This is a genomic window from Pseudomonas floridensis (assembly GCF_002087235.1).
GTDB classification, from domain to species: Bacteria; Pseudomonadota; Gammaproteobacteria; order Pseudomonadales; family Pseudomonadaceae; genus Aquipseudomonas; species Aquipseudomonas floridensis.
Genome location: NZ_MUIO01000058.1, coordinates 22,409 through 48,970, shown reverse-complemented (window position 1 = coordinate 48,970; position 26,562 = coordinate 22,409). Strand labels below are relative to the sequence as shown.

Below are 26,562 nucleotides of genomic sequence, written 5' to 3'. Positions count from 1 at the left end.
CCTCATTCCTTTACCTGGAAAACCTGCTTCAGGTACGCCAGAAACTCTGGCGATTCACACTGGCTCTTGCCGGGCGCATCGGAGATCTTGGCAACCGGCTGGCCCTGGCAATTGACCATTTTCATCACGATGCTCAGGGGTTTGACGCCCTCGACGCCGTTGGTGAGGTCGGTGCCGATGCCGAACGAAACGTTGATGCGGCCACGGAAGTGACGCAGGATCCGCAGGGCCTTGTCGCCCAGATTCAAGCCATCGCTGAAGATCAGCGTCTTGGTCTGCGGGTCGATGCGCAGCGATTCATAATGCGCAATCATGCGGTCGCCCCATACCAGCGGGTCACCCGAATCGTGGCGGCAGCCGTCGAACAGCTTGGCGTAATACGAGTCGAAATCGCGCAGGAAAGCGTCCTGATTGATGCAGTCCGCCAGCGTCAGTCCCGGGTCGCCGCGGTACTCCTTGATCCAGCCATCCAGCGCCGCTTTCTGACTGTCGACCAGACGAGGTCCCAATTGCTGGTGCGCCTGGAACCACTCGTGAGCCTGGGTGCCCACGGCACGGATGTCGAATTCACGGGCCAACTGGATGTTGCTGGTGCCGACGAACTCACCGGGGAAATCCCGCATCATGGTGCGTACGACTTCTTCCTGAGCCAAGTAGGAAATTCGACGGCGCGTACCGAAATCGGCGACCTTGAACGCCGCCAGCTCTTCAGTCGTGGCGTTGGCTTTCAGCCAGTCGAACTTCCTGTAGAGACTCTCACGCACCTGTTCCAGCGACAGATCGGGGTAAACATGGCGGTTACGGATCTCGCTGACGATGGCCAGAATCTTGACTTCAAAAGGCGATACGCCAACCCACGGCCCACGAGCGCGGATTTCAAGCTGCCCGTCTTTCTCGCCAATCCTGACGAAGCGCGGCTTGAGGCGGAAGTCTTCCAGGTAGTCGATGTAGTCGGTGCTGATGTAGGGAATGCCACGCAAATGCCGAAGCATGTCCTGGCTGCTTTCCAGCTCCTGAAGCTGATCGACGGCTTCGCGGATCTCGTTGATGTAGGGCGTCAGGTCATCCTGGGAGCGCACCCGCAGGGCCCACTCGGTATCGGCGCTCGGGTAGGCGTGGTAGATGGCCTGGCCCATCGACAGCTTGTACATATCGTCGTCGGTGGGTGAACGAATGATCGGCTTGCTGAAATCGTAGACACTTTCCATGACTCTCTCCCCAGGCCTCAGGCCAATGCGGTCAATTCCTGCTGATTGTGTGCGATGAGAATACCGGCCTGCGTCATCTCGACCAGCGCCGCAGTGCAGCCCTCTTCGCTGATGCCCCGGCAGGCTGGCAAATACAGCACTACGGTGAAACCGGCCCTGACCAACTGCAGAGCGGTGGTCTTGACGCAGAAGTCCAGCGCCAGGCCGCCGACGATGACCCGCTCGATAGCATTGGCCCGCAGGTATTCGATCACGCCGGTGGAAAGCTTTTCGTCCAGATCGTGCCAGACCGCACCGTAGGGATGCAGGTCGGGCTCAACGCCTTTCCACACGAAGTAGTCGTAGTCGAGCGGTTGTGGCAACTCGTCCAGCAGCCTGAAACCTTCGGTACCCGGTACGCAGTGGCTGACCCAGGTCAGGTCGGCGTGCCTGAGCCCGGTTGGCTGGAGCATCTTGTCATGCGCGTCGACGACCCAGGCCGCATTCACGGCGTGTGCGTCCTTGCTGCCCAGGCGCTTGCTGGCAAACGTCGCCATGACATTGAGCGCCTGGCCGATCTCATGACCGCCGCTGACCGGCAACTCATCAGGGCACAGCGGCGTGAAGCTCTTTTGTGCATCGACATCGAATGAAGCGGTCTTGATCTTTGTGGCGCTCATGATCGGTTCCTCCCCTGCATTGAATTAATAGTACACATGATGTACTTTTTAGGTCAACGCTGATTTTGATTTATTTTTTTGAGTCTGAATTTTGAACCCAATGCCTGCATTAAGGACGTTGAATAAAAGTGATCACGAACGACACATTGCTCTCGAAGAGAGAAAGCGATTGATCAATAAGTACATCTAATATACTTTTTAGCCAAAGGAGAGAGAGACCATGTACGAGATCGCGGTTTACGGTGGGGCATTCAATCCACCCCACGCTGGCCATGCCAATGTCATGATTCAGGCCTCCAGACAGGCAAGGTTCACGCTGGTGGTGCCTTCGTTCCAGCACCCCTACGGCAAGGTGATGGTGGATTTCGAACTTCGCCTTGAGTGGCTGCGGCAGGTCACCGACAACGTTCGTCAACAGTGCAGCGGCGCTTTGATCGTCAGTGATATCGAGCGCGAGCTCTGCGCCAACGACCTTGGCCCGGTTTTCAGTTTCAACCTGCTGACGCACATCTGCGCAAGCACAGGCCACGCACCGAACCAGATCGCCCTCGTGGTGGGCCAGGACGTCGCGGACGCCCTCCCCGGCTTTTACCTTGGCCCGGAACTGCTTGAAACGTTCTCGGTTATCACCGTTCCCGAGCAAGCCGGCGTGCGAAGCACTGCGATGCGCGAGCAGATCCTCCAGGGTGCAGCGCTGCCGCCGCACTGGATTGCGCCGGGCATGGATCCGTTAAACTACCGAATTTACGCAGCAGGTGTTGCTTGACATGAGCCAGACAGAACACGGAACCCCGTCGAAAATGGATTATCTGCACACCATCGACCTGGTGGTTCTGCGCTACTGCCGCAAGACTCAAGCGCTTCAGGTTTTGCTGCACAAACGCCCGGGCGAGCCTTATGCAGAGAGCTGGGCGCTTCCAGGCCTGGTGCTCAACGGTGACGTGCGTGATGTGTCGATGGACGACGGCATGAAGCGCCTGATCGCGTCCGAGAAGATCGGCATCGAGCCCGGCTATATCGAGCAGGTCGGGACCGTGGGCAACGCATTTCGTGACCCCAGGTGTTGGTCATCCTCGACCTTTTACATCGCCATCGTGGACCGCGAAGCACACCTGAACGAGCGACAGAAATTCGTGCCGCTTCAGGCTCTGCTGAGCCGTGACAACCTGCTGCCGTTCGACCACAACGAGCTGGTGGAACAGGCTGCTGAACGCCTGTATTCCAAATCGCTCTACTCCAGCCTGCCTTTGCTGTTTCTCGGCAACGAGTTCAGCGCGCCGGAAGCCACGACGATCTATTCTGTGGCACTGGGCCGACCGGTGCTCAAGTCGAGCATGCGCCAACGCCTGATCAAGCTGACGGAAGAAGGCTTCATAAAGGAAACCGGGCGCAAGAAGTCAGGCGAAGGCATCAAGGCGCAGGCCACGGTGGAAAACCTTCGGCCGGGCCGGATCTTCTACTTCGATCGGTCCTTTGCCTGACAGCTGCCCTGCTTCGCCACCCTTTCCCTGCCCTGGATTTTGCCTGAATGAACGCACACCGTCGCTTATGCCTGGTCCTCGGCGACCAGCTGTCTTTCGAGCTGGCTTCGCTGCACGATCTGGATGCCGAGCGCGACACGGTGCTGCTGGCCGAGGTAATGGAAGAAGCCAGCCATGTGCGGCATCATCCACAAAAGATCACGTTGATCTTCAGCGCGATGCGCCATTTCGCCGAAGCATTGCGCCAGCGCGGATTCCGGGTGCAGTACGTCACGCTGGACGATCCTGAAAACAGCGGATCGGTACCGGGCGAACTGCAACGCTGGCAATCCAGATTGCAGCCTGATGAGTTGCACCTGACTGAGTGCGGCGACTGGCGACTGGAACAGTCGCTCAGGGACAGTGGACTGCCAATCCGGTGGCATGCCGATAGCCGGTTTCTGTGCGCTCGCAATGAGTTCTCGTCCTGGGCACAAGGCAAGAAGCAGTTGCGCATGGAGTTCTTTTACCGGGAGATGCGTCGCAAAAGCGGGTTGTTGCTCAACGGCGATGGCACGCCGGTGGGAGGCGCTTGGAATTTCGATGCCGAAAACCGCAAGGCGCTGCCCAAGGGCGTCAACGCGCCTTACCCCATTCGCTTCCCCAGCGACGTGATCACTCAAGCAGTGATCACGTTGGTAAAGGCGCGTTTTTCCCATCACTACGGCACGCTGGACACCTTCGACTACCCGGTGACCCACGCCGATGCGCAGGCGCTCTGGGCATATTTTCTGGATTTTGGCCTGGCCGGCTTTGGCGATTATCAGGACGCGATGGCCAGCAATGAGCCGTTCCTGTTCCACGCCCGCATCAGCGCTGCGCTGAATATCGGTCTGCTGGATGTGCGTCAGCTGTGCAGCGACGTCGAGGCCGCCTACTGGTCAGGTCGCATTGCCCTCAACGCCGCCGAAGGCTTCATTCGCCAGTTGATCGGCTGGCGCGAATACGTACACGGCGTGTACTGGTTAAGAATGCCCGAGTACGCCAGCGGCAACCTGTTCGGCAACACTCGCGCGCTTCCCGAGTTCTACTGGACCGGTGACACAAAGATGAACTGCATGCGTCAGGCCATCGGCCAGAGTCTGGAATACGCGTACGCGCACCATATTCAGCGGCTGATGGTGACTGGCAACTTCGCCCTGCTCGCAGGCATCGCGCCGACCGAAATCTGCGAGTGGTATCTGGCGATCTACATGGACGCCTTCGACTGGGTCGAATTGCCCAACACCCTGGGCATGGTCATGCACGCCGATGGCGGTTATCTGGGCTCAAAACCGTACTGCGCCAGCGGCCAGTACATCAAGCGCATGTCGGATTATTGCCGCGACTGTGCCTATAAAGTCAGTGAAAGCACCACGCAAGACGCCTGCCCGTTCAACGCACTGTACTGGCATTTCCTGATGCGCCATGGCGACCTGCTGCGCGGCAATCAGCGCTTGGGCATGGTCTACAAAAACCTCGACCGTATGAGCGATGCCAAACTCGATGCGCTGTGGGATCGAGGCCAGACCTTGCTCGCCAGACTGGATGCCGGAGAGTCAATTTGAAAAAGAGCGAGCTTCCCGTCAAGACCTGCGCGGTCTGCGGCCTGCCGTTCACCTGGCGCAAAAAGTGGGCGCGCTGCTGGGACGAGGTTCGTTATTGCTCGGAGCGCTGCCGGCGACATAAAGCCGGCTCCTCATCGACAAACTGATGCCGATCAGATTGAACCGCCTGGTACAAAGTGGGTTCTGAACCTGCATGACTGTTCACTCACTCACAGGAGAAACCCATGACCCAGACCGCCCTGGTTGTTGGCGCAAGTGGCATTGTTGGCAGCGCAATCACCCGGTTATTGCTGGAAAATAACTGGCAGGTAGCCGCCCTCTCCCGTAGCCCGTCCTCCGTGCCCGGCGTGATCCCTGTCGCTGCCGATCTTCAGGATCCAGCGTCACTCAACGCGGCGCTGGCCGATCTGAAGCCGACGCACGTGTTCATCACCACCTGGTCGCGCCAGGCCAATGAAGCAGAAAACATCCGTGTCAATGCCGCCATGGTGCGCAACGTGCTCGACGCGGTTCGCCCCGCCAAGAGCGTGCAGCATGTGGCGCTGGTGACCGGCCTTAAACATTACCTCGGCCCGTTCGAAGCCTATGGCAAAGGCACGCTGCCGCAGACGCCATTCCGGGAATCCCAACCGCGCCTGGACATCGAGAACTTCTATTACGCGCAGGAAGATGAAGTGTTCGCCGCATCTGACAAGGACGGCTTCACCTGGAGCGTGCACCGTCCGCACACCGTAACGGGTGTGGCGGTCGGCAATGCAATGAACATGGCCACCACGCTGGCGGTGTACGCCCCGATCTGCAAGGCCACTGGCCGTCCGTTCGTGTTCCCCCGCTCACGTGTGCAGTGGGACAGCCTGACCGACATGACCGATGCCCGGCAGCTCGCCCAACAACAGTTGTGGGCCGCGACTACGCCCGCAGCGGCCAATCAGGCGTTCAATATCACCAACGGCGACGTGTTCCGCTGGAGCTGGATGTGGGGCCAGATCGCCGACTACTTCGGCCTGCAGGCAGCCGACTTCCCCGAGCAGCCCGCTCCGCTGGAAGAGCAGATGGCCAACGACCAGAAAGCCTGGACCGACATCGTCGGCAAGCATCAGCTCAAGGAAAGCGACATCAATCGTCTGATCTCGCCGTGGCACACCGATGCCGATCTGGGTCGCCCTATCGAGGTCGTCACGGACATGTCGAAAAGCCGCAAACTGGGCTTCACTGCGTTCAAGGCCAGTGATGATGCGTTCTTTGAGGTATTCGAAAAACTGCGTCGTGAGCGTCTGATTCCTTAACCCATCGCCCTTGATCAGCATCGGCCGGGAGTGTCTGGCCGGTGCCCCTCAACAGGATGCCCATCCACAAAAGGAAACCGCATGAAATTTCTCATCACCGCTGCCTTCGCCACGCTAAGCCTCGGTGCTGTCGCGGCTGATACTCAACAAAATTTGTCCAGTTGCAACCTGGTCGAGCAGCGTGCGCTGGAAGGCCGGCCCGGTGGCACTCTCACCGACAGGAACGAGGCGCACATCTCCACGCGAGCCAGCATTCTGCAGGCGGAGATCGGAAGCTTGTATCGAGCCGGCCATCTGCCGCAGAAGCAGGCTGACCAGATGTACGAGCGCATCGAAAAAATCCGCTCCGACAGTGCGGGCTTCGTGAAAGCGCAGGGTTTTCTCAGTGCGGGAGAACGTGCCAGTTATGATCGCGAGCTGGATGCCATCGCAGGCTCGATCTGCGCGCGCTGAACATGCCCTCCACCGCTCCGATTCAGTGACCTGCTTGCTGTTTGCGCTTGCGAAACTCAGCCACCTTGTGACGATTGCCGCACAGCGCCATGCTGCACCAGCGCCGTTTGTGCGACTTGGTTCGGTCGTAAAACATGAGCGAACACTCATGGCTCTCGCATTTACGCACCAGACTCAAATCGCCTTCGGCCAGCAATTGCGCGGCGGCAAAGGCGATTTCGCCCAGCAATCGATCCGTCGCGTCCGGCTGACAGAAGCGATCCAGAACCGGTGCCTTGGACGGCTCCCAAACCAGCTGCGCAACCGCCCGCCGCAGAAAGCCATTCAGCTTGCCGGGGTCGGCGACCCGATTTTCCAGACGCGCCTGAATCAGTTGTTCGATGCAGCCACGCAGATCGCGCAACTCGTCGAGCAGCCGGGCGCCGCTTGCACCTTCTCCCAGACCGACCTGCTCCAGCCAGCGGGTTGCCGCCTCAGGGCTGGTGAGTAAATCACGCCGCTGGCCATCGATCATCATCTGCGTATTGAGCAGGTCGAGTGCCGGGTGGTCGGCCAGCAGCATCGGTGCCGGGAGAGAGAGATTCACATCGTGGGCTGTCATGAGGTACTCCAGAAATCCTGGCGCCCATAGTAACCGATAAAAACACCCTTATCAGTTACAAAACCAATCGTATCAGAGCATGAGCGCCCCGACTTGCAACGAACCGCTCTGGGACGCGGCTGACGCTGGTGCAGGCAGCTGTAATCCTTCCACACATTTCGACATGAAAACTCACTGAACTTACGCTTTGGCGGCACGATCCTTTCCTATGCGCAGTCAACGCGACCCCGGCGGCCGGTAAATTCGTGCCGTGCGCTGACCGGGAATCGCCGAACGATAAGGAGCCGCTATGACCGTTACCGCCCATCCCGCTTACCGAAGGACACCAGGCCCGCTTCACGCGATCCTGCTGGCCGGGACCGTGCCGCTGTTTCTCGGCGCATTGCTCAGTGACATCGCCTACTACCAGACCTTTCAGATCCAGTGGGCTAACTTCGCCGCCTGGCTGATCGCCGGGGCGCTGGTGTTCTGCGGTTTTGCGCTGCTGTTCGCACTGGTCAATCTGGTTCGCGCCGACCACAAGGCTGGACGCCCGGTCGCGTATTTCTTGCTCTTGTTGATCACTTGGGTGCTGGGTCTGGTCAACGCGTTCGAACACGCCAAGGATGCCTGGGCCGTCATGCCTTCGGGCCTGGTGCTTTCAGTCATCGTGACCCTGCTGGCAATCGTTGCCGCATGGCTCGGACTGACCAACCTGCGTTCGGGAGACGAGCAATGAGACCTCAAATCGCATTGACAGCCTTGAGCATGGCGCTGCTGCTGAGTGCATGCGGCGGGGAACCGGACAGCACCCAGTCACGCGGTCCGGACCCGAAACTGCCAGAACCGCAACGCGGTCTGCTGCCGAGCATGAAAATCGCCGAGCCGGTCGCCTGGGGCGATCAGAAACCCACAGTGCCTGAAGGATTCAAGATCACCGCCATCGCGACTGAACTGCGCATCCCACGCCAGACGCTGGTGCTCCCCAACGGTGACATCATCGTGGCCGAAGGCCGTGGCGGCAGCGCTGCCAAGCTCAAACCCAAGGATGTGATCGCCAGCGTGATCAAGGCCGAGGGCAACACCAAGGTCAAAGGCGGCAACCGTCTGACGCTGCTGCGCGACGCTGACGGTGATGGCACGTACGAAACCAAGACCGTCTTCGCGGAAAACCTCAATGCGCCTTACGGCCTGGCGTTCGCCGACGGCAAACTGTACGTGGCCAACCAGGACGCGCTGGTGCGCTTCGATTATCAGGACGGCCAGACTCAGGCCAGTGGCGCGCCGACCAAGGTTGCCGATCTGCCCGCTGCCATTAACCACCACTGGACCAAGGCGTTGACGGTCAGTCCTGACGGTCGTTACCTGTACGTGGGGATCGGTTCGAACAGCAACGTGGGCGAACGTGGCATGGAAGTCGAGATCAATCGCGCCGAAGTGTGGCAGATCGACGCTGCGACCGGGGCTCACAAGCCTTACGCCACCGGCATACGCAACCCGACAGCGCTCACTATTCAGCCCGATTCCGGGCAATTGTGGGCGGTGGTCAACGAACGCGACGAACTGGGGCCGGATCTGGTTCCCGATTATCTGAGTTCGGTGAAAGAAGGCGGATTCTACGGCTGGCCTTACAGCTACTGGGGTCAGAACGTCGATACCCGCGCGCAACCGCAGAAGCCGGAAAAAGTCGCTGCCGCGATCAAGCCGGATTACAGCCTCGGCTCGCACGTTGCAGCACTGGGCGTGGACTTCTCCATTCCGGAAATGGGCGAGAAGTTCGCAGAGGGTGTGTTCGTCGGTGAGCACGGCAGCTGGAACCGCGACAATCCGGTCGGCTACAAGGTGATCTTCGTGCCGTTCAGCAACGGCAAGCCTTCAGGCGAACCGCTGGACTTCGCAACGGGCTTCCGTGGCGACGACGGCAAGACCCGTGGCCGCCCGGTCGGCGTGACGGTAGACCCGAAAGGCGCGCTGATCATTGCGGACGACCTGGCCAACACCGTCTGGCGAGTGACGCGTAACCAGTAACCTTCAAATCTTCGGCAAGTCTTCGGGCCGCCTGAATCCAGGCGGCCCGAAGCAACGCTTCGCTCATCGCCCCGTCCCGCCGCCCTTCATTCAGATCAATGTGGCTTGATGCCCGCGAGCATATTCAGCACATCCTCGTGAGTGCCATTCGCTTCGGCAAACCGCAGCCCCTTGGCGCGCTCGACGACAAGCTCGGAAGGCGTCGGCTTGATCTCCAGCAGACCGAATATTTCGTCCAGAAACGCCTCCAGCGGCATCGCGCGCTCGTCATTTTCCTGACCGAGCAACGAGGTACGAACGCCTGGCGGCGCCAGTTCGATGACTTCTACCGACGAATCGGCCAGTTGCACGCGCAGGCTTTGCGTGAACGAATGGACGGCTGCCTTTGTGGCGCTGTAGGTCGGCGTTGCTGGCAGTGGCACGAAGGCCAGCGCCGAGCTGACGTTGATGATGGTCGCCTGGGGTTGTTTAAGTAACCGGGGCGTCAACGCATACACCATGCGGATTGTACCGAGCAGGTTGGTAGTCACGATGTCTTCGGCAGTATCCAGACCGGCAGGGTCGGTGAGGTCCTCCCACTGCATGATGCCTGCGCTGTTGATCAGCACGTTGAGGTCCGGGTGACTGCTCGCCAGCGCATCGCTGGCCTGCTGAATGGACTGAGGATCGCTCACGTCGAGCAGCACCGAATCGATGCCGGGATGCTCCGATGTGATGCTGTCGAGCAGCGCTTTGCGTCGCCCGGCGACAATCACCTTGTTGCCCGCCGCGTGGAGCCGAAGCGCCAGCCCAAGGCCAATACCGGACGTACTGCCGGTGACCAGAATCGTGTTGCCAGAGCCGTTCATAGTAAACTCCGATAGACCTTGAAGCGGACACATGTCCGCTTCAGCAAACTACCGGACAGTTGTCCGCTTTGCAACGCAAAAGGAAGATTCCTGTTCATGAGTGACGATGGAGCGATGCGCGCCGACGCGAAAAAAAACCGGGAACGGATCCTCAAAGTCGCCGTGGCCGAGCTGACCCGCGACCCTGCAGTCGCCCTGAGCGTGATCGCGAAGAAAGCCGCCGTGGGACAAGGCACCTTCTATCGGCATTTCGCGAACCGGGAAGACTTGGTGTTTGAGGTCTATCAGTTCGAAATGCAGCAGGTGGCGTCGCTGGCGGAACAGTATCTCGCTGACCGCCCCCCCGAGCGGGCGCTGCGCGACTGGATGAACAGCCTGGCCGAGTACGCGATGGCCAAGGCGGGGCTTGCTGCCGCCATACGCCAGGCGGCTGCCACCCGGGAATTTCCGGGAAAGTCGGGCTATGCGCCGGTCCGCGATGCAGCGGAGCTTCTCCTGAGGGCCAACGAAAACGCCGGCACGATTCGCGCGGGTGTCACCATCGATGATTTCTTCCTGGCGATTGCCGGAATCTGGCAGATCGACTCGCAATCCGAATGGCGCTCGCGCCTGGCTCGATTGATGGACCTGGTCATGAGCGGCCTGTGCGCGGGCAGTCCTCGTAGTCTTGATAACCACGAAGAATGAGCACTCATGAGCGCAGCTCACAAGTACATCCTGAATAACCGCATTATCAACCGCCGTTCAATCACATAGCCTCATGTCTCTGCATGGGCAGCGTTTCAACCCTGCCAAGAAGGTGGCTGCACCCGAAGATGCGTGATAAGGAGATGTTGATGAACCCTCGAACCCCAGCCGCAGACGGGCTCAGGCTGTCTCGGCGACAAGTTCTGATTGGCACGGCAGGATCGGCCGTCACTGCGGCTCTGGCCTCCACCGAGTTTGCGCAGGCATCCGGCGACGCAACGACAGGCGCTGCTGAAGCGCCTGCCAGCAGCCATGTTTCGTTCACGCTCAATGGCCGACGTTACAGCCTGGACGTCGACAATCGCACCACGCTTCTGGATGTTCTGCGCGAACGCCTGCACCTGACCGGCACCAAGAAAGGCTGCGACCATGGGCAATGCGGAGCGTGCACGGTCATTGTCGAAGGACGACGGATCAATGCCTGCCTGACACTGGCCGTCATGCATGAAGGCGATACCCTCACCACCATCGAAGGCCTGGGCACGCCCGACCGCCTTCATCCGATGCAAGCGGCCTTCGTCAAGCATGACGGCTATCAATGCGGCTACTGCACACCCGGCCAGATCTGTTCGGCGGTGGCCATGCTCGATGAAATAAAGGCAGGCATCCCCAGCCATGTCACCGAGGACCTGAGCACTGCGTCAAGCGCCTCCGCCGAAGAGCTGCGCGAGCGCATGAGCGGCAACATCTGCCGCTGCGGGGCCTACTCCAACATCATCGAGGCGATTCAGGACGTCGCCGGAGAGTCGGTATGAAGTCATTCACCTATGAACGCGTGAGTTCACCCGAACAGGCTGTTGCAGCAGCGGCGAACCATCCCGGCGCGAGGTTCATTGCAGGCGGGACCAACCTGCTCGACCTGATGAAACTGGAAATCGAGACGCCGCAGCACCTGATCGACGTGAATGGCCTGGCCTTCGACAAGATCAGTAGAACCGACGACGGTGGCCTGAGGATTGGCGCACTGGTGCGCAACACCGACCTGGCCGCCGCACCTGAGGTGCGCCGTGACTATGGCGTGCTGTCCCGCGCCTTGCTCGCTGGCGCTTCAGGCCAGTTGCGCAACAAGGCAACGACGGCGGGCAACCTGCTGCAACGCACGCGCTGCGCCTACTTCTACGACACCAACCAGCCATGCAACAAACGTCGTCCCGGTGCCGGCTGTGCGGCGCTGGGTGGCGCCAGTCGCCAGCAGGCGATCATTGGCGTCAGCGCGTCCTGTATCGCCAGCCACCCGAGCGACATGGCGGTCGGCATGCGCGTGCTGGGCGCGGCGGTGGAAACCCTGGGGGCAGATGGCCGGGTTCGCAGCTTTCCTGTCGAAGCACTCTACAAGGCACCGGGCGACACGCCGCATCTGGAAAACACCCTGATGCCGGGGGAGCTGATCACTGCCGTGACCCTGCCTCCTCCCGTCGGCGGCAAACAGCTTTACTACAAGGTTCGCGACCGCGCGTCCTACGCATTTGCCCTGATCTCGGTCGCGGCAATCGTACAGCCGGACAAGACCGGACAAATCGCCTTGGGCGGTGTGGCCTACACGCCGTGGCGCAGCCCGGAAGCCGACGCACTGATGCCTCAGGGCGCGAACGCCGTCGCCGCCCGCCTGCTGGCCAATGCGCAGCCGACGCCGCATAACGCCTTCAAGGTAAAACTGGCGGAACGCACCCTCAAACTGGCACTGGCTCAAGCCTCTGCGTGATCCCTCGCGCAGCCGCCTGTCAGGCGCTGCCGACGTCAGTCCGTTCGATCAGGAAACCACAGCATGAAATTCGACACGCCTGCCAGCACCAACCCCATTGATCAGCTCAAGGTGATCGGTCAGCCCGCAGATCGCATCGACGGCAAGCTGAAAACCACCGGCACGGCGACTTACGCCTACGAACAGAACGCCGCCGTCACCAACCCTGCGTACGGTTATGTGCTCGGCGCTGCGATTGGCAAAGGGCGGATTTCGTCGATCGATGCCAGCGAGGCGAGAAAGGCCTCGGGCGTGATCGCCATCGTCACCCACGAAAACGCTGGCAAGCTCGACCGCGGCGAGTTTTACGTGGACCGCGCCCTGGCCGGACCTCAGGTGGATCATTACCATCAGGCGGTCGCAGTCGTCGTCGCGCAAACCTTTGAACAGGCCCGCGCAGCCTCCGCATTGCTTCGGGTGTATTACGTTCGTGAGCCTGGCTCGTTCGAACTGGCGGCCACTCTTGAATCGGCCAAACCACCGCCGCCAGCCGGTTTCGGACCGCCGCCGCAGACCAGCGTCGGAGATTTCGACGGTGCATTCAAGGCCGCCGCGGTCCGGCTCGATGAACGCTACACCACGCCCGATCACGCCCACGCGATGATGGAGCCCCACGCGACCATCGCCCAGTGGAACGGCAATAAGCTGACGCTCTGGACCTCCATCCAGCAGATCAACTGGGGCGTGCGCGACCTGGCGAAAACCCTGGACATTCGCAAGCAGGACATTCATCTGATATCGCCGTACATCGGCGGTGGGGTTGGCGGCAAAGGCACCATTCTGTGTGACGCCGTGCTGGCGTCGCTGGCCGCACGCGAGGCCGGACGTCCGGTCAAGATCGCTCTGCCCCGCCCGTTGATGTTCAACAACCTGACCCACCGACCGGCGACCCTCCAGCGGATCCGCATCGGCGCGGATAAAAACGGCACCATCACGGCGATAGGCCACGAAAGCTGGTCCGGCAACCTGCCAGGCGGCAGGCCGGAAGCGGCAACCGCCTCGACCCGCGGGCTGTACGCCGGAGCCAACCGGATGACCCGTCTGAACCTGTCCGTTCTGGACCTGGCCGAAGGCAGCGCCATGCGTGCACCGGGCGAAGCACCCGGCATGATGGCGCTGGAAATTGCCATGGACGAACTGGCCGAGAAAATTGGCATCGACCCGGTGAAATTGCGTGTCATGAATGACACTCAGGTCGATCCGGAGCAACCCACGCGGCCGTTTTCAAAACGGCAACTCGTGGAATGCCTGAACACCGGCGCCGAGCGCTTCGGCTGGAGCAAACGCAACCCCGTTCCGGGCAAGGCATTGCAGGATGGCTGGCTGATCGGTATTGGCGTAGCGGCTGCCATTCGGGGCGCGCCGACGACAAAATCCGCCGCCCGCGTTCGCCTTGATCGGCACGGTATCGTCACAGTCGAGACCGATATGACCGACATCGGAACCGGCACCTACACCATCATTGCGCAGACGGCGGCTGAAATGATGGGCGTAAACCTGGAACGCGTCGTCGTGCACTTGGGCGACTCCAGATTCCCTGAGTCCTCGGGCTCGGGCGGTCAGTGGGGCGCAGCGTCTTCAACCGCCGGGGTGTATGCCGCCTGCGTGAAGCTTCGCGAAATCGTAGCCCGCACACTCGGGTTCGATCCGCAGAAAGCCGACTTCGTCGATGGCCAGGTCGTGGACAGTGGCAAACGCCTGCCACTGGCTCAAGCGGCTGCGAATGGCGAGCTTCAGGCCGAGGACTTCATGGAGTACGGCAGTCTGGCCAAGGACTATGCCCAGCAGACCTTCGGGGCTCACTTCGTCGAGGTCGGTGTCAACGCGGCGACCGGTGAAATACGGATTCGCCGTCAGTTGGCCGTGTGCGCAGCAGGCAGAATTCTGAACCCCAAGACTGCCCGCAGCCAGATCATCGGCGGAATGACCATGGGCGCCGGTGCCGCGCTGATGGAGGAAATGGTCGTGGACCATCGTCTGGGATTCTTCGTCAATCACGACCTGGCAGGCTATGAAGTGCCGGTGCATGCCGACATCCCGCATCAGGACGTGATCTTTCTCGATGAAGTGGACGCCTACGCAACGCCATTGAAAGCCAAGGGCGTTGGCGAACTGGGCATTTCCGGTGCAGCGGCGGCGATTGCCAACGCCATTTACAACGCGACGGGCATCAGGGTCCGGGATTATCCGATCACGCTGGACAAACTCATCGATCACTTGCCGGATCCGGTCTGATGCCCGGCCGCTATTCAAGGAATCATTGATGCACCTCAGCCGCGCGAATCTGGCAGACATCATTTATTTTCTCGCCATTGCGCGCCACCAGAGTTTCAGCCGTGCAGGCCTGGACGTCGGGATCAGCGCGTCGGCCCTCAGCCACGCCATGAAAGGGCTGGAGGCGCGCCTCGGGGTGCGGTTGCTGAACCGGACAACGCGCAGCGTGACCCTGACCGTGGCCGGAGAAGAGTTGCAAGCCCTGATCAGCGCACCGGTCCACGACATCGGCCAGGCACTGGAGGCATTGAATCGTCTGCGTGACGAGCCGGCCGGGCGCATTCGCCTGAACGTCTTGAGCGACGGCGCGGAATTGCTGCTGGGGCCTGTCCTGCCGGTTTTCATCGAGCGCTACCCAGACATTGAAGTGGACCTGACCGTGACCAACAAAATGGTCGACGTGATCGGCGATGGTCATGACGCAGGCATCCGGTTCGGCGGAACCGTTCCCGAGGACATGATCGCTCAGCGCCTGTCGCCGGACATCGCTTGGGCAGTGGTTGGCACAGCCGAATACCTGAAACGCTTCGGCACGCCGACCCATCCCGCCGACCTGAAACAGCACCGCTGCCTGCGCATTCGCCTGGGCAATGCGCGTCTCTATGACTGGCAATTCATGAAGGAGGGTCAGGCACTGGAAATCGAAGTGCCCGGCACCGTCACGATTGATGAAACACGCATCGGTGTGGCGCTGGTGACTCGGGGCGCGGGGTTAATGTACGTACCGGCCGCCATCGTCGCGCCCTATCTCGCAGCCGGGACATTGCACCGCGTGCTGGAGGACTGGACGCACACCGATCCGGGGTTTCATGCCTATTACTCAAGCTTCAGGCAGGTGCCCGTCGGGCTGCGTTTGCTCATCGACCTGATTCGCGAACTCGAACCCATGGGCGCCCTGCCCTGACGCTGCGCTCAACCGGCCTGGCGTTTTTCGAACACCTCCTTGAACACCGGCACCGCCGAAAATGCATTGGGCCAGCCCGCGTAGAACGCCAACTGCGTGAGCATTTCGGACGCTTCACTCTGCGTCAAGCCGTTGTCCATGGCGCGATTGAGGTGATAGGTGACCTGCGCAACCTGTCCGCTGGCCACCAGTGAACTGACCGTGATCAGGCTGCGATCACGCGGTGCCAGACCCGGTCGCAGCCACAGATCGCGGAACAGCGCCCTGGTGGTGTATTCCACCAGACCGGGTGCCACGGGACCTACGTTCTTGTCGACATTAGCGACACGTGCCTGCTCGGCGGCCTCGTCAAGCGGCAATGGAACCATGGACACCGGCGCGAGTTGCTCGGCGGAGATGCCGCGTGCGGCGAACACATCACGGGCGATCAGAAGCGTCGCCGTAGCGTTCCCCCAGCCTGCGTAATAGGCCAGATGATTGATCGTCTCGGACAGTTCGAGCGGGGTAACGCCATTGTCCAGCGCCCGATTGAAGTGGTATGCCATCTCTACCGTCTGACCGCGAGCGATCAACACTGCCAGCGTGACCAGACTTCTGTCGCGTGGCGACAGGCCGGGACGCTTCCACACTTCGCCCAGCAGCAGTGAATCAGTGTTGTGCGCCAAGGCCGGCGAAACGGCGCGCGCGTCGTCGGGCGTGGGAACGGGAGGTAACTTCATGGTCGTGGGTCCTTTTTCTGTGATGGCACATGCCGTCAACAGCGCTGCCAAGGTCGACAGCGCCAGCTTGCCGGCCCTCATCGGGCAGCCTCGTATTGCGCGTCCGTGACGGCTTCCAGCCACTCGACGTTCTTGCCGTCCTGCGCTTCCTGAATGGCCATGTGCGTCATGCCGGTAGTGGACGTAGCGCCGTGCCAGTGCTTGACGCCCGGTGGGGTCCAGATCACATCGCCCGGTTTGATCACCTGCTTCTCGCCACCTTCCTGCTGTATCCAGCCCGCGCCGGCTGTCACGACCAGATTCTGCCCCAGTGGGTGGGTGTGCCACATGGATCGTGCGCCGGGCTGAAAGGTCACGTAGGCGGCGGATACACGTGAAGGCGCGTTAGCCGGAAACAGCGGGTCGATGCGCGCCGCACCGACAAATGTCGCTGCCGCGCCGGTAATCGACGGTTGCTCGCCATTGCGGACAATACTCATGTCCGCCCCGCTTGATGCATCGGCGGCATGTGTGCTCAACGGTGACATCAGGATCGAGGCCAGGGTGGACAACGCTGCGAGTGTTCTCATCGGTAAGCTCCTGCTAACGGGGAATCGATACCCACGTTAGTGGACGATCTGGCGATCGACTACCGGCCTGCGGTCTCATGAACCGATGAGCAGCGCTCATTAATGATGTCGACTCAAAGCCGCAGCAGCCTCTCGGCATTGCCGTGGGCAATCAACGCCTTGTCTGCGTCGCTGATCGGCAGCCCGTCGATAAAGGCTCGTGCACCGTGCAGACTTTGGTAGGGGTAATCGATGGAATACAGAATGCGTTCCGTGCCCATCAGTGAATGGATGAACTGAAAATGCGGAAGCGTCAGCATGCCGCTCGGCGAGACGTAGACATGCTCACGGTACGTCTGGACGACGGAGCGCTGAAGCCCCGAAACCTCCTGCGGGATCGAGTCCTCCAGGCGCTGCAGGAAGAACGGCACCATCTCGCCCCAGTGTCCACTGATGACTTGTAGACGCGGATAGCGATCGAACACCCCCGCAAGCAGCATACGCACGACCTGGATGCCTGCCTCGTTGTGCCAGCCCCAGGCGAACATCGAGAGACGCGCACCCAGTTCCCGCTCGAATCCGCCGTAATAGGGTTGCTGCACGGCAGATAACGGCAGACCGGGATGTACGTAAAGCGGCACCTCCAACTCATTCAATGCGGCCAGAATCGGGGCGTAGCAAAGGTTGTCCAGAAAGTTATCGCCAGGACGCCCATTGATCAACGCACCCTTGAAGCCCAGTTCCCTGACCGCCCTTTCCAGCTCACGCGCCGCAGCCTCTGGCGCTTGCCAGGGCAGCGTGGCAAATCCGGAAAAACGTCCGGAATGCGCCTTCGCCGCCTCTGCAAGCCTGTCATTGGCAGCACGGCACAGCTCGATCGCCTCGGCTGCGCGCAGCATTTGAGGAAAGCCGCCATAGGACAGCACTTGCATGTCGATACCCGCGCCATCCATATCAGCCAGCCGCGCGCTACCCATGTCCAATGCCTTGCGCGCGGACTCGCCGGGCGCAATCACGTGCGGTCGGACCGGGTCGACGATGTGGCTGCCATCGACGAATCGGCTTCCCCAGTCAGCCAGATAAGGCGCGCTGCCCAGCGCCAGCGCTTGTGTAGCCTGGCCGATGTCCGGGTCCAGCACATGTTCCTCGACACAAATCAGTTTCATGCGATCTCTCCTTTCGTCTGTGGGAAGCCCGTGCGTCATGCCAGCAGCGCATCTCGTAACGCTTCGCCCAGGCTCGAAGCCGATTGAGGGTTCTGACCAGTGATCAGACGCCCATCCACCACCACGTTGTCAGCCCAGTTGGCGGCAGGCTGATGAAGCGCGCCCAGGGCACTGAGCTTTGTGGCCAACAAAAATGGCATGACATCGGTCGACTGCACGGCCTCTTCTTCATCGTCGGTAAACGCTGCGACACGCCTGCCAGCAATCAACAGCCTGCCATCGGCCCCGCGTGCATTGATCAGCGCAGCCGGACCGTGACACACCGCTGAAACGATGCCTCCTGCCGCATCAATCTCGCGGATGGCTTTTTGCACAGCGGCATTGTCAGGAAAATCCCACATCGTGCCATGGCCGCCAGCGAAGAAAATCGCCGAATACCGCGTCGGGTCCACCTCATCGATGAGTAGGGTGTTCGCCAGCGCGTGACGAAATTCGGTGTCGGCCCAATAACGGGCAATCACCGGGTCGCTCATGTCTTCCAGACCGTCCAGCGGTGCGGCACCGCCCTTGATCGAGGCCAACTCCACACGTATGCCTGCGGCCTGCAGCTTTTCCAGCGGATGAGTGACCTCCGCAAGATTGAATCCTGTAGGCAGACCAGTCTCGCCTTTGACTGCGTTACTGGTAACGACGAAAAGCACGGGCTTCAGTCCGGTCATGATCTGTAAATCCTGGGTCGTGAAAAGGACAGGTGACGCCTTGAAGTAAAGCCGCCCAAGGAACGAGCCTTTCAAGCGTTGCCGGGGGCAAACAGCATTTCCCAGCTCATGAATGGTCCGAGCGGGATGATCTCCCAATCGATGAGCCCCGCCTGAGCCAACGGGAACTCACGCAGCGCCTGTCGAGCGGCCTCAATCGATTCGCACTCGGCAATCAGTGCGACGCCAGGGCGATCCTGTCGGAAATAAAAATCGCGCACGATCCCATTTTTGTAGAGCTGCCAGGCATGACGAGCTTCTTCAAGCATGTACGGCTGGTAGTGTTCAAAGGTCGCGCCAGGTTGCGGAATATCGAGGCAAAGCAGTTTCATGTCGCAGACTCACTGTTCAGAAAACGGATTCAGGCGGCTTTGAAGCGACCCAGGGTTTCGGCCACGCGTTGCCCCAGCCAGGCGGCAGTCAGCAGATCACTCTCGACGGGGGTTTCATCCGGCCCCTGGTCACCATTGGACTGCGCCATTGCGCCCAACCAACTACCGAGACGGTTGAGGTCCTGCTCGCTGCCCTGACTGCTGTCATTGCCCGGTTTCAGGTCTAGACCGATCCATAACATGCCGTGCTGTGCGGCAAACAGCGCCATTGAGATCAGTGAATGCAGCTTGTCGCCGCTCTGCGCGCCGGAATTGGTGAAGCCTGCGGCAAGTTTGTCGCGCCATTTGAAATCGTTCCAGACGCGCTGGGTCGAGTCCTCACAGAACTGCTTGAAGCGAGCGCTGGGTGCGCCGTTATAGGTGGGCGAACCGAAGATGATGGCGTCGCTCGCTTCGAGCACTTCCCAGGGTATCGGTTGCTCTGCAACGGCGATCAGGCGTACCTCGACACCCGCAACACGGCGAACGCCTTCGGCAACGCTCGCGGCCTGCCTGGCGGTATGGCCCCAGCCGCTGTCATAGACGATGGAAACCAGCATGATTTTTCCTTCTGACACGTCATAGAAGGAAGACGCCTGCATCGCACGAGTGCCGGACTGTCTCCAGCCGGGAACCATTACCCGGATATGCAGACTTTATAGTAGAATTTAAGTCGACATTGAGGATATGTTTTCCTCTCTATGTAGAACTTTAAGAGACAATAGGAGCCCGTCGCATGCGAGATCCCCTTGATGGCGTTGCGTTATTCATTGAGGTCGTCAACGCAGGCGGCTTCTCTCGGGCCGCCGAGCAGCTCTCGCTGACGCGTTCGGCAGTCGGCAAAGGCATCGCCAGAGTCGAAGAGCGGCTTGGCGTACGCCTCTTTCATCGAACCACTCGCACCCAGAGCCTCACCGAGGACGGTCAGGTGTATTACGAGCATTGCATGCGAGCCATGGAAGAGATTCGCACTGCACACTCGTTGCTCGATTCAGGACTGCACGAAATTGTCGGCCGAATGAAAGTGACGATGCCGGTCCTGTTCGGTCGCCATTGCGCAGCGCCGATTTTGCTGGATATCGCCAGACAGCACGCTGGACTGGAGCTGGACCTGCACTTCAGCGATCAGCCCACCGACCTCATCGCCGAAGGGTTCGACCTGGCCGTGCGGTTCGGACCGTTGGGCCCGCTGCAAGGCCTGCAGGCCAGGCGCGTCGGCGTCCAGCACAAGCTGCTGTGTGCGTCGCCGAAGTACCTGGCAACGAGCGGCGAGCCCCAGAGCATCGCCGACCTGTCCAGCCATGACGCACTGCTTTACTACCGACGCGACTACGTTCAGCCGTGGGTGATTCCGGATAAGCAGGGTCAATTGCACAGCCTTACGCCAGAGTCACGTATCAGGCTCAACGACCTGGCAACCATCGCTGATGCGGTCGAGGCCGGAATGGGGATCGGCTGGCTGCCGTCTTGGCTGGTACGCGAACGCCTCCAGTCCGGCCATATCGTGCGAGTCCTGAGCGACTGTGCGCCGGCGCAAATGGAATGCCACATAGTGTGGCCCGACACACGGCTGCTGCCCAAACGGTTGACGTATATTCTTGAAGCACTCGTTCAACGGTTGCCGGAGACGCTGAAACTAGAAGGTCTTTCACGCTGAAAGTAGCCTCATGCAAGCCGCGTAAAAAGCCTGCACCGAAACGCAAAAAACCCGCCGAAGCGGGTCGTTTTGCGTACATGACCATCCCGACATCCTGTCAGTAGCCTCCTGGCAATGGTCGATCTTCCCTGATCGCTGCACCGTTCCTTCGCTGCAGCTGTTGAATTGGATCCTACCCCTGTCAGGAAGATGGAGAAAGCGCCAATGACGCCTGCCGATGTAAGCCTTTTGCCATATCGATGTAAGCGGCCGTAAAGAGCAGTCGATCACTGTATTTAACGTCACCCTCACAGGCAGCGCCGAATGACTGCGAGCCGCTCTCCGGAAACCGCGAGCTCATAAAATCACCCGAGATTGAGCCGCCCGCAAGCCCGGTGATACCATGCGCGACCGCCATGCAGGCAAGGGAATATCCGGGTCATGAGCAGCATTCGCGAGCGCAATAAAGAACTCATCCTGCGCGCCGCCAGCGAGGAATTTGCCGACAAGGGCTTCGCTGCCAGCAAGACCAGCGACATCGCCGCCAAGGCCGGAGTCCCCAAGCCCAACGTTTATTACTACTTCAAATCCAAGGAAAATCTGTACCGCGAGGTGCTGGAAAGCATTATCGAGCCGATTTTGCGCGCTTCCACGCCCTTCAATCCTGACGGTGTGCCCGCCGAAGTACTCAGCCGCTACATTCGCGCCAAGATCCAGATTTCCCGAGACCTGCCGTTCGCGTCGAAAGTGTTCGCCAGCGAGATCATGCACGGCGCGCCGCACCTGACGCCGGAGCAGATTGCCCAGCTCAACGGCCAGGCGCGGCACAACATCGAATGCATTCAGGCCTGGATCGCCAGCGGCCAGATCGCCCCGCTCGACCCGCATCATCTGATGTTCACGATCTGGGCCGCGACCCAGACCTATGCGGATTTCGACTGGCAGATTGCGACGGTGACCGGCAAGGCCAGCCTGGAAGACAGCGATTACGAAGCAGCGACGCGGACCATCCTGCGGCTAGTGCTCAAAGGCTGCGAGCCGGACAAATGACCGAACCCCTGACCGGGCCTTGCACCCAGCGCTGAAACAGCGGCTTGAGAAACGCAAAAACCCGCCGAAGCGGGTCGTTCCTGCGAACATCACCATCCCGACATCCTGTCAGTAGCCTCCTGGCAATGGTCGATCATCCCTGATCGCTGCAGCGTTCCTTCGCTGCAGTTGTTGAATTGGATCCTACATTCACTCATGGACGCCCGAAAAGAGCCAATGACGTCCTTGAGCGTAAGCCTTTTGCTACAGCGCTGTCAGTGTGCAGAACCGGTGCGGGATCACACGTTGACTTGCTGCGAAATGCGCCCGAAGCCAATCCCTGAACACCTCACATACTAGACCGGCCTTGGTGTGCTCCGTCCTCCAGACCGAACAGGCTCAATTCAGACTGCATGAAGCGGCATGTCAGACAGCAGGTTGTCAAAAACCGCACCGCAGAAAGCAAAAAACCCGCCGAAGCGGGTCGTTCCTGCAAACATGACCATCCCGACATCCTGTCAGTAGCCTCCTGGCAATGGTCGATCATCCCTGATCGCTGCACCGTTCCTTCGCTGCAGCTGTTGAATTGGATCCTACATTGACACAGGGGCAGCGAAAAGAGCCAATGACGCCTTACGGTGTAAGCCTTTCGCTATGATTTCGAAATAGTTCCGTACAACCTTAAATAAATGTGACTGTGATCTCATGTTTGGTCATGATGCGCCGAGAAGCTGAAGAGGCCCTGACATTCGGGACCCTGATTTTTCGGGATAAGTACCGTCCAGAGCCGCAGCTTCAAGAAGAAAAAGAAAAATAACGTATGGGGTCGAGATCATGAATATGCGCAGTTTGTCCATCAGTCGCCGGTTATGGCTGATTCTTATCGTCTCTGTGCTGATGCTCTTTGTCCTGGCAGCCACGTTGCTCAAGCAGATTCATGACGATCTGTATCAGGCCAAGGCCGAAAAGACCATGCATGTGGTCCAGACCGCCAGCGGCATCCTCACCTTCTACCAAGGCCTGGAAGCGGCAGGCAGTATGCCTCGCGAGGCCGCTCAGCAGCAGGCGTTGAAAGAGATCAAGGGACTGCGCTACAGCCAGAATGATTATTTCTGGATCAACGACATGCAGCCCGTGATGATCATGCACCCGACCAATCCCAAGCTGGAAGGCCAGAACCTGTCAAACATCAAGGACCCGGACGGCTTTGCGGTGTTCAACGAGATGGTTGCGGTCGTCAAAGCCAAGGGTGCGGGTCTGGTCAACTATCGCTGGCCCAAGCCCGGCGCCACTGAGCCTGTCAGAAAGACCTCCTATGTCCAGCTGTTTCAGCCATGGGGCTGGATTATTGGATCGGGCGTGTACGTGGACGATGTCGCCGCGGAATTCAAAACTCAGCTGTTGAACGCCGGGATCTTCATCGGCGGTATCGTGCTGGTCATGATTCTGATGCTGACCCTGATCGTGCGCAGCATTGTGCGTCCGCTGCGGGCAGCCGTCAGCGCCATGGGCAACATTGCCAGCGGCGAGAGCGATCTGACCCGTACGCTGGAAACCCATGGCCGCGACGAAATCACCGAACTGGGCTCTCATTTCAACGCCTTCATTGCCAAGCTGCGCAACGTGGTCGGCCAGTTGCAGAACTCGGCCGTGGCACTGGGTCAGGCCTCCACTGATCTGGGCAGCAATGCCGAGCAGGCCCAGAACCGCAGCCAACAACAGTCGCAACAGATGGATCTGGTCGCCACGGCGGTCAATGAAGTGACCTACGGCGTACAGGATGTGGCCAAGAATGCCGAGCACGCAGCCAGCGAGATGCGCAACGCCGAGTCACAGGCGCAACAGGGTCAGGTCAACATCGACAACAGCCTGCGCCAGATCGAACACCTCTCGGGCACTATCGGTCAGGCCGTGGAAGTGATGCAGACCCTGTCCAGCGAAAGCACCCAGATCGGCGGCGTACTGGAAGTGATCAGTTCGATCGCCGAACAGACCAACCTGCTGGCGCTTAATGCGGCCATTGAGGCGGCGCGCGCCGGTGAACAGGGGCGCGGCTTTGCCGTGGTGGCCGACGAAGTGCGTCTGCTGGCGCAGCGGACCCAGAAGTCCACCGCTGAGATCCAGGCCATGATCGAGCGTCTGCAGCGTCATTCGGATGCGGCGGTGAAGGTCATCGGCGACAGCAGTCGTTCGTCACAACTGACCATCGAACAGGCCAATCAGGCAGGTCAGAGCCTGACCTCGATCAGCCAGGCCTTGCGCAACCTCAATGGCCTTAACGCCTCCATCGCCAGCGCCACCCTGCAACAGTCGCACGTGGTCGATGACATCAACCAGAACGTGACGCAGGCCGCGCAGCTGTCGCAGAGCACCGCACTGGCAGCCGAGCAGTCCACCACCGCCAGCCAGCACCTGAGAAGGCTGAGCGAGCAATTGAATGAGTTGCTGAAGCAATTCCGCGTCTGATTCATCGCTTCAACGGCCTGCCCGGGGAACCTCGTGCAGGCCTTGTTGCCTGAGACCTGTTCACTTAATCGCAGGGGGTCACATGCGCACACTGGAATTGGCAGGCAACACCGTACCAGTGCTGGGTCAAGGCACCTGGCACATGGGTGAGAAAGGGCATCTGCGCTCGGCGGAAATCGCCGGCCTGTGCCGCGGCATCGAACAGGGCCTGACTCTGATCGACACTGCAGAAATGTATGCCGACGGCGCTGCCGAAGAAATCGTCGGGCAAGCGATTGCCGGGCAACGTGACAAAGTCTTCATCGTCAGCAAGGTCTATCCGCACAACGCCAGCCGCACGGGAATTCCCAAGGCCTGCGAGGCCAGCCTGCGGCGTATGAACACCGATTACATCGATCTGTACCTGCTGCACTGGCCAGGCCAGTATCCGCTGACTGAAACCGTCGAAGCCTTCGAACGTTTGCGCGAAGACGGCAAGATCGGTGCCTGGGGCGTGTCCAACTTTGACGTGCCTGACATGATCGAACTGGACAATCCGCGCTGTGCCACCAATCAGGTGTTGTACAACCCGGAACAGCGTGGCATCGAATTCGACCTGATGCTGTGGAGCGCCAACCGTCATCTGCCGTTGATGGCTTACTGCCCGATCGGTCAGGCGGGTGATCTGCTCTACCACCCTGCCCTGCAGGAAATTGGCAACCGGCACAGCGCGACACCCGCGCAGATTTCGCTGGCCTGGGTGCTGCGTCAGGACAACATGATCGCAATCCCCAAAGCGACCGATCCCGAGCACATTCGCCTGAATGTCGCGGCGGAGCAGATCAGGCTGACCGAGCAGGATCTGGCCGACATCGACCGGGCCTGGCCGATGCCAACCCGCAAGGTGCCCTTGGCGATGGTTTGAGACACACGTTGAAACAGACCGTCACAAATCTGAAATAACGGCTTGTCATCATGCGGCCTTCGCCTCCCCCACCGGGCCAGGCCGCACGTGGACTGCCATGAACCACAGCATTGCGCACCATCATCAGGATTCGGATCTCTTTGGCCTGCTCTACGGCTTCCGCTTTCGCCCCGGCGAGAGCGGTCATGAGATCGGCTCGGCCGCAGCGCTCGACTACCTGCAAAACCCGTCGCAGGGTAACGACTTCATCTGGCTGCACCTGAACCTGTCGCACGCCGCATGCGAGCGCTGGATGAAAGCCCAACTGGATCTGCCTGAAGAATTTTTCGAGGCATTGCATGAAGGTTCGCGCTCGACGCGGATCGAGCATGTCGATGTAACACTGCTGGCGGTGGTCAACGACGTGGTGTTCGACTTCAACCGACTCTCGACCGATATCTCCACACTCTGGGTCTGCGCCCGCCAACGCCTGTTGATCACTGCCCGGCTGCAACCCTTGCGTTCGGTGGACAAGCTGCGCTCGGCGGTCAAGCGTGGCGAGCAATTCGACTCGCCGCTGGAACTGCTGGCCCATCTGCTCAGCGATCAGGGCGAAGTGCTGACCCAGTTTCTGCGCAAGACGAGCGTCAATGTCGATCGCATCGAAGACCAATTGCTGTCCCAGCGCCTGAGCAACAATCGCTCCGAGCTAGGTGCCATGCGCCGCGTGCTGGTTCGCCTGCAGCGCCTGCTGGCCCTGGAGCCTGGCTCGCTGATGCGCCTGCTGCATCGCCCGCCGGTGTGGCTGCGCGAACAGGATGTGCAGGCATTGCGTCAGTCCATCGAGGAATCGTCGCTGGTCATCAACGACCTCACGGCGTTGGGCGAACGCATCAAGCTGCTGCAGGAAGAGATCGCCGCCAACCTCAACGAGCAGAGCAGCCGCACCCTCTTCACTCTTACTGTCGTCACTGTGCTCGCGTTGCCGATCAACATTGTCGCCGGCTTCTTCGGCATGAACGTAGGTGGCGTGCCCCTGGCCTCCGACCCTGAAGGCTTCTGGATCCTGGTGGCGCTGGTGGCAACCTTCACGCTGGTGGCTGGCCGCTGGGCCTTTCGCAAACGCGGCGATTACTGATTCAGCACGCTCTGCTCGCCATTGAGGCTGCCGGTTATCAGGAATCCGGCCTG

At 60.2% G+C, this 26,562-nt stretch carries 28 protein-coding genes; 18 read left to right on the top strand and 10 right to left on the bottom strand.

Annotated elements, in window-relative coordinates:
* Nucleotides 1-2 precede the first annotated feature (2 nt).
* Both pncB and BZK31_RS15215 read right to left on the bottom strand, forming a co-directional pair.
* Nucleotides 3-1,208 (bottom strand): nicotinate phosphoribosyltransferase, encoded by a 1,206-nt coding sequence (gene pncB, locus BZK31_RS15220; protein ID WP_083183782.1) that lies wholly within the window; start codon nt 1,206-1,208, stop codon nt 3-5.
* Nucleotides 1,209-1,225: 17 nt separating this feature from the next.
* The gene (locus BZK31_RS15215) at nt 1,226-1,867 is read right to left on the bottom strand and encodes a nicotinamidase (protein WP_083183781.1); all 642 of its coding nucleotides are present in this window, start codon (nt 1,865-1,867) and stop codon (nt 1,226-1,228) included.
* Between the two features lie 220 nt (nt 1,868-2,087).
* Here BZK31_RS15215 and BZK31_RS15210 point away from each other — a divergent pair, with 220 nt between their 5' ends.
* The 6 genes from BZK31_RS15210 (at nt 2,088) to BZK31_RS15185 (ending at nt 6,673) form a co-directional block, all read left to right on the top strand.
* Entirely contained in the window at nt 2,088-2,633 is a 546-nt protein-coding gene (locus tag BZK31_RS15210) for an adenylyltransferase/cytidyltransferase family protein (protein WP_083183780.1), read from the top strand.
* 1 nt (nt 2,634) lies between these two features.
* Nucleotides 2,635-3,348: an NUDIX hydrolase gene (locus BZK31_RS15205; RefSeq protein ID WP_083183779.1), complete on the top strand. Its 714-nt coding sequence runs from the start codon at nt 2,635-2,637 to the stop codon at nt 3,346-3,348.
* A 47-nt stretch (nt 3,349-3,395) separates the two neighbouring features.
* Nucleotides 3,396-4,934: a cryptochrome/photolyase family protein gene (locus BZK31_RS15200; protein WP_083183778.1), complete on the top strand. Its 1,539-nt coding sequence runs from the start codon at nt 3,396-3,398 to the stop codon at nt 4,932-4,934.
* Nucleotides 4,931-5,080, top strand: a complete 150-nt coding sequence (locus BZK31_RS15195; protein ID WP_083183777.1) for a DUF2256 domain-containing protein — start codon at nt 4,931-4,933, stop codon at nt 5,078-5,080. Before BZK31_RS15200 ends, BZK31_RS15195 begins: the two co-directional genes overlap by 4 nt.
* Nucleotides 5,081-5,158: 78 nt before the next feature.
* Nucleotides 5,159-6,220 (top strand): SDR family oxidoreductase, encoded by a 1,062-nt coding sequence (locus tag BZK31_RS15190; protein WP_083183776.1) that lies wholly within the window; start codon nt 5,159-5,161, stop codon nt 6,218-6,220.
* Nucleotides 6,221-6,301: 81 nt separating this feature from the next.
* Complete coding sequence (locus BZK31_RS15185) at nt 6,302-6,673, top strand: hypothetical protein (protein WP_083183775.1); 372 nt, start codon at nt 6,302-6,304, stop codon at nt 6,671-6,673.
* A gap of 22 nt (nt 6,674-6,695) precedes the next feature.
* Here the strand turns inward: BZK31_RS15185 and BZK31_RS15180 are convergent, their stop codons facing one another.
* Entirely contained in the window at nt 6,696-7,274 is a 579-nt protein-coding gene (locus BZK31_RS15180; protein WP_083183774.1) for a CGNR zinc finger domain-containing protein, read from the bottom strand.
* Nucleotides 7,275-7,563: 289 nt separating this feature from the next.
* Here BZK31_RS15180 and BZK31_RS15175 point away from each other — a divergent pair, with 289 nt between their 5' ends.
* Nucleotides 7,564-7,992, top strand: a complete 429-nt coding sequence (locus BZK31_RS15175) for a DUF2231 domain-containing protein (RefSeq protein ID WP_083183773.1) — start codon at nt 7,564-7,566, stop codon at nt 7,990-7,992.
* The gene (locus tag BZK31_RS15170; protein WP_083183772.1) at nt 7,989-9,281 is read left to right on the top strand and encodes a PQQ-dependent sugar dehydrogenase; all 1,293 of its coding nucleotides are present in this window, start codon (nt 7,989-7,991) and stop codon (nt 9,279-9,281) included. Before BZK31_RS15175 ends, BZK31_RS15170 begins: the two co-directional genes overlap by 4 nt.
* A gap of 95 nt (nt 9,282-9,376) precedes the next feature.
* Here BZK31_RS15170 and BZK31_RS15165 read toward each other — a convergent pair whose 3' ends face one another.
* Nucleotides 9,377-10,129 carry an SDR family oxidoreductase gene (locus tag BZK31_RS15165; protein ID WP_083183771.1) on the bottom strand — a complete coding sequence of 251 codons (753 nt, stop codon included), beginning with the start codon at nt 10,127-10,129 and terminating at the stop codon, nt 9,377-9,379.
* 96 nt (nt 10,130-10,225) lie between these two features.
* Here BZK31_RS15165 and BZK31_RS15160 point away from each other — a divergent pair, with 96 nt between their 5' ends.
* The 5 genes from BZK31_RS15160 to BZK31_RS15140 all read left to right on the top strand — a co-directional run bounded on the left by BZK31_RS15160 (nt 10,226) and on the right by BZK31_RS15140 (nt 15,795).
* Nucleotides 10,226-10,816 carry a TetR/AcrR family transcriptional regulator gene (locus tag BZK31_RS15160; protein ID WP_167377976.1) on the top strand — a complete coding sequence of 197 codons (591 nt, stop codon included), beginning with the start codon at nt 10,226-10,228 and terminating at the stop codon, nt 10,814-10,816.
* Nucleotides 10,817-10,965: 149 nt separating this feature from the next.
* Nucleotides 10,966-11,631, top strand: coding sequence for an aldehyde dehydrogenase iron-sulfur subunit PaoA (gene paoA, locus BZK31_RS15155; protein WP_083183770.1), 666 nt, complete (start codon nt 10,966-10,968; stop codon nt 11,629-11,631).
* Nucleotides 11,628-12,578, top strand: a complete 951-nt coding sequence (locus BZK31_RS15150; RefSeq protein ID WP_083183769.1) for an FAD binding domain-containing protein — start codon at nt 11,628-11,630, stop codon at nt 12,576-12,578. The genes paoA and BZK31_RS15150 overlap by 4 nt, the downstream gene beginning before the upstream one ends.
* A gap of 63 nt (nt 12,579-12,641) precedes the next feature.
* Entirely contained in the window at nt 12,642-14,852 is a 2,211-nt protein-coding gene (paoC, locus tag BZK31_RS15145; RefSeq protein ID WP_083183768.1) for an aldehyde oxidoreductase molybdenum-binding subunit PaoC, read from the top strand.
* A gap of 28 nt (nt 14,853-14,880) precedes the next feature.
* On the top strand, nt 14,881-15,795 hold the full coding sequence (locus BZK31_RS15140; protein ID WP_083183767.1) for a LysR family transcriptional regulator: 915 nt from the start codon (nt 14,881-14,883) through the stop codon (nt 15,793-15,795).
* Between the two features lie 8 nt (nt 15,796-15,803).
* Here BZK31_RS15140 and BZK31_RS15135 read toward each other — a convergent pair whose 3' ends face one another.
* The 6 genes from BZK31_RS15135 to BZK31_RS15110 all read right to left on the bottom strand — a co-directional run bounded on the left by BZK31_RS15135 (nt 15,804) and on the right by BZK31_RS15110 (nt 19,920).
* On the bottom strand, nt 15,804-16,595 hold the full coding sequence (locus tag BZK31_RS15135) for a carboxymuconolactone decarboxylase family protein (protein WP_083183766.1): 792 nt from the start codon (nt 16,593-16,595) through the stop codon (nt 15,804-15,806).
* On the bottom strand, nt 16,592-17,083 hold the full coding sequence (locus BZK31_RS15130) for a (R)-mandelonitrile lyase (RefSeq protein WP_167377974.1): 492 nt from the start codon (nt 17,081-17,083) through the stop codon (nt 16,592-16,594). Before BZK31_RS15130 ends, BZK31_RS15135 begins: the two co-directional genes overlap by 4 nt.
* Before the next feature lie 113 nt (nt 17,084-17,196).
* Entirely contained in the window at nt 17,197-18,228 is a 1,032-nt protein-coding gene (locus BZK31_RS15125) for an amidohydrolase family protein (RefSeq protein WP_083183765.1), read from the bottom strand.
* A 35-nt stretch (nt 18,229-18,263) separates the two neighbouring features.
* A complete protein-coding gene (locus BZK31_RS15120) occupies nt 18,264-18,947 on the bottom strand; it encodes a type 1 glutamine amidotransferase domain-containing protein (RefSeq protein WP_083183764.1) in 684 nt (227 codons plus the stop codon).
* A 71-nt stretch (nt 18,948-19,018) separates the two neighbouring features.
* The gene (locus tag BZK31_RS15115; protein ID WP_083183763.1) at nt 19,019-19,318 is read right to left on the bottom strand and encodes a superoxide dismutase; all 300 of its coding nucleotides are present in this window, start codon (nt 19,316-19,318) and stop codon (nt 19,019-19,021) included.
* A gap of 29 nt (nt 19,319-19,347) precedes the next feature.
* Nucleotides 19,348-19,920 carry a flavodoxin family protein gene (locus tag BZK31_RS15110; RefSeq protein WP_208617206.1) on the bottom strand — a complete coding sequence of 191 codons (573 nt, stop codon included), beginning with the start codon at nt 19,918-19,920 and terminating at the stop codon, nt 19,348-19,350.
* Nucleotides 19,921-20,093: 173 nt separating this feature from the next.
* Here BZK31_RS15110 and BZK31_RS15105 point away from each other — a divergent pair, with 173 nt between their 5' ends.
* The 5 genes from BZK31_RS15105 (at nt 20,094) to BZK31_RS15085 (ending at nt 26,509) form a co-directional block, all read left to right on the top strand.
* The gene (locus BZK31_RS15105) at nt 20,094-21,014 is read left to right on the top strand and encodes a LysR family transcriptional regulator (RefSeq protein ID WP_083183761.1); all 921 of its coding nucleotides are present in this window, start codon (nt 20,094-20,096) and stop codon (nt 21,012-21,014) included.
* Nucleotides 21,015-21,434: 420 nt separating this feature from the next.
* Nucleotides 21,435-22,043, top strand: coding sequence for a TetR/AcrR family transcriptional regulator (locus BZK31_RS15100; protein WP_083183760.1), 609 nt, complete (start codon nt 21,435-21,437; stop codon nt 22,041-22,043).
* 813 nt (nt 22,044-22,856) lie between these two features.
* A complete protein-coding gene (locus BZK31_RS15095) occupies nt 22,857-24,488 on the top strand; it encodes a methyl-accepting chemotaxis protein (protein ID WP_083183759.1) in 1,632 nt (543 codons plus the stop codon).
* A gap of 82 nt (nt 24,489-24,570) precedes the next feature.
* Nucleotides 24,571-25,392: an aldo/keto reductase gene (locus tag BZK31_RS15090; protein ID WP_083183758.1), complete on the top strand. Its 822-nt coding sequence runs from the start codon at nt 24,571-24,573 to the stop codon at nt 25,390-25,392.
* A gap of 97 nt (nt 25,393-25,489) precedes the next feature.
* Complete coding sequence (locus BZK31_RS15085) at nt 25,490-26,509, top strand: transporter (RefSeq protein ID WP_083183757.1); 1,020 nt, start codon at nt 25,490-25,492, stop codon at nt 26,507-26,509.
* Nucleotides 26,510-26,562 lie beyond the last annotated feature (53 nt).

What these genes read in the sequence shown, in the direction of transcription:
- BZK31_RS15090 (WP_083183758.1), top strand. Translation starts at nt 24,571, where the DNA reads ATGCGCACACTGGAATTGGCAGGCAACACCGTACCAGTGCTGGGTCAA.
- pncB (WP_083183782.1), bottom strand. Translation starts at nt 1,208, where the DNA reads ATGGAAAGTGTCTACGATTTCAGCAAGCCGATCATTCGTTCACCCACC.
- BZK31_RS15085 (WP_083183757.1), top strand. Translation starts at nt 25,490, where the DNA reads ATGAACCACAGCATTGCGCACCATCATCAGGATTCGGATCTCTTTGGC.
- BZK31_RS15185 (WP_083183775.1), top strand. Translation starts at nt 6,302, where the DNA reads ATGAAATTTCTCATCACCGCTGCCTTCGCCACGCTAAGCCTCGGTGCT.
- BZK31_RS15160 (WP_167377976.1), top strand. Translation starts at nt 10,226, where the DNA reads ATGAGTGACGATGGAGCGATGCGCGCCGACGCGAAAAAAAACCGGGAA.
- BZK31_RS15150 (WP_083183769.1), top strand. Translation starts at nt 11,628, where the DNA reads ATGAAGTCATTCACCTATGAACGCGTGAGTTCACCCGAACAGGCTGTT.
- BZK31_RS15105 (WP_083183761.1), top strand. Translation starts at nt 20,094, where the DNA reads ATGCGAGATCCCCTTGATGGCGTTGCGTTATTCATTGAGGTCGTCAAC.
- BZK31_RS15120 (WP_083183764.1), bottom strand. Translation starts at nt 18,947, where the DNA reads ATGACCGGACTGAAGCCCGTGCTTTTCGTCGTTACCAGTAACGCAGTC.
- BZK31_RS15215 (WP_083183781.1), bottom strand. Translation starts at nt 1,867, where the DNA reads ATGAGCGCCACAAAGATCAAGACCGCTTCATTCGATGTCGATGCACAA.
- paoC (WP_083183768.1), top strand. Translation starts at nt 12,642, where the DNA reads ATGAAATTCGACACGCCTGCCAGCACCAACCCCATTGATCAGCTCAAG.
- BZK31_RS15180 (WP_083183774.1), bottom strand. Translation starts at nt 7,274, where the DNA reads ATGACAGCCCACGATGTGAATCTCTCTCTCCCGGCACCGATGCTGCTG.
- BZK31_RS15100 (WP_083183760.1), top strand. Translation starts at nt 21,435, where the DNA reads ATGAGCAGCATTCGCGAGCGCAATAAAGAACTCATCCTGCGCGCCGCC.
- BZK31_RS15205 (WP_083183779.1), top strand. Translation starts at nt 2,635, where the DNA reads ATGAGCCAGACAGAACACGGAACCCCGTCGAAAATGGATTATCTGCAC.
- BZK31_RS15175 (WP_083183773.1), top strand. Translation starts at nt 7,564, where the DNA reads ATGACCGTTACCGCCCATCCCGCTTACCGAAGGACACCAGGCCCGCTT.
- BZK31_RS15170 (WP_083183772.1), top strand. Translation starts at nt 7,989, where the DNA reads ATGAGACCTCAAATCGCATTGACAGCCTTGAGCATGGCGCTGCTGCTG.
- BZK31_RS15190 (WP_083183776.1), top strand. Translation starts at nt 5,159, where the DNA reads ATGACCCAGACCGCCCTGGTTGTTGGCGCAAGTGGCATTGTTGGCAGC.
- BZK31_RS15115 (WP_083183763.1), bottom strand. Translation starts at nt 19,318, where the DNA reads ATGAAACTGCTTTGCCTCGATATTCCGCAACCTGGCGCGACCTTTGAA.
- BZK31_RS15140 (WP_083183767.1), top strand. Translation starts at nt 14,881, where the DNA reads ATGCACCTCAGCCGCGCGAATCTGGCAGACATCATTTATTTTCTCGCC.
- BZK31_RS15200 (WP_083183778.1), top strand. Translation starts at nt 3,396, where the DNA reads ATGAACGCACACCGTCGCTTATGCCTGGTCCTCGGCGACCAGCTGTCT.
- BZK31_RS15210 (WP_083183780.1), top strand. Translation starts at nt 2,088, where the DNA reads ATGTACGAGATCGCGGTTTACGGTGGGGCATTCAATCCACCCCACGCT.
- BZK31_RS15165 (WP_083183771.1), bottom strand. Translation starts at nt 10,129, where the DNA reads ATGAACGGCTCTGGCAACACGATTCTGGTCACCGGCAGTACGTCCGGT.
- BZK31_RS15095 (WP_083183759.1), top strand. Translation starts at nt 22,857, where the DNA reads ATGAATATGCGCAGTTTGTCCATCAGTCGCCGGTTATGGCTGATTCTT.
- BZK31_RS15135 (WP_083183766.1), bottom strand. Translation starts at nt 16,595, where the DNA reads ATGAGGGCCGGCAAGCTGGCGCTGTCGACCTTGGCAGCGCTGTTGACG.
- paoA (WP_083183770.1), top strand. Translation starts at nt 10,966, where the DNA reads ATGAACCCTCGAACCCCAGCCGCAGACGGGCTCAGGCTGTCTCGGCGA.
- BZK31_RS15130 (WP_167377974.1), bottom strand. Translation starts at nt 17,083, where the DNA reads ATGAGAACACTCGCAGCGTTGTCCACCCTGGCCTCGATCCTGATGTCA.
- BZK31_RS15125 (WP_083183765.1), bottom strand. Translation starts at nt 18,228, where the DNA reads ATGAAACTGATTTGTGTCGAGGAACATGTGCTGGACCCGGACATCGGC.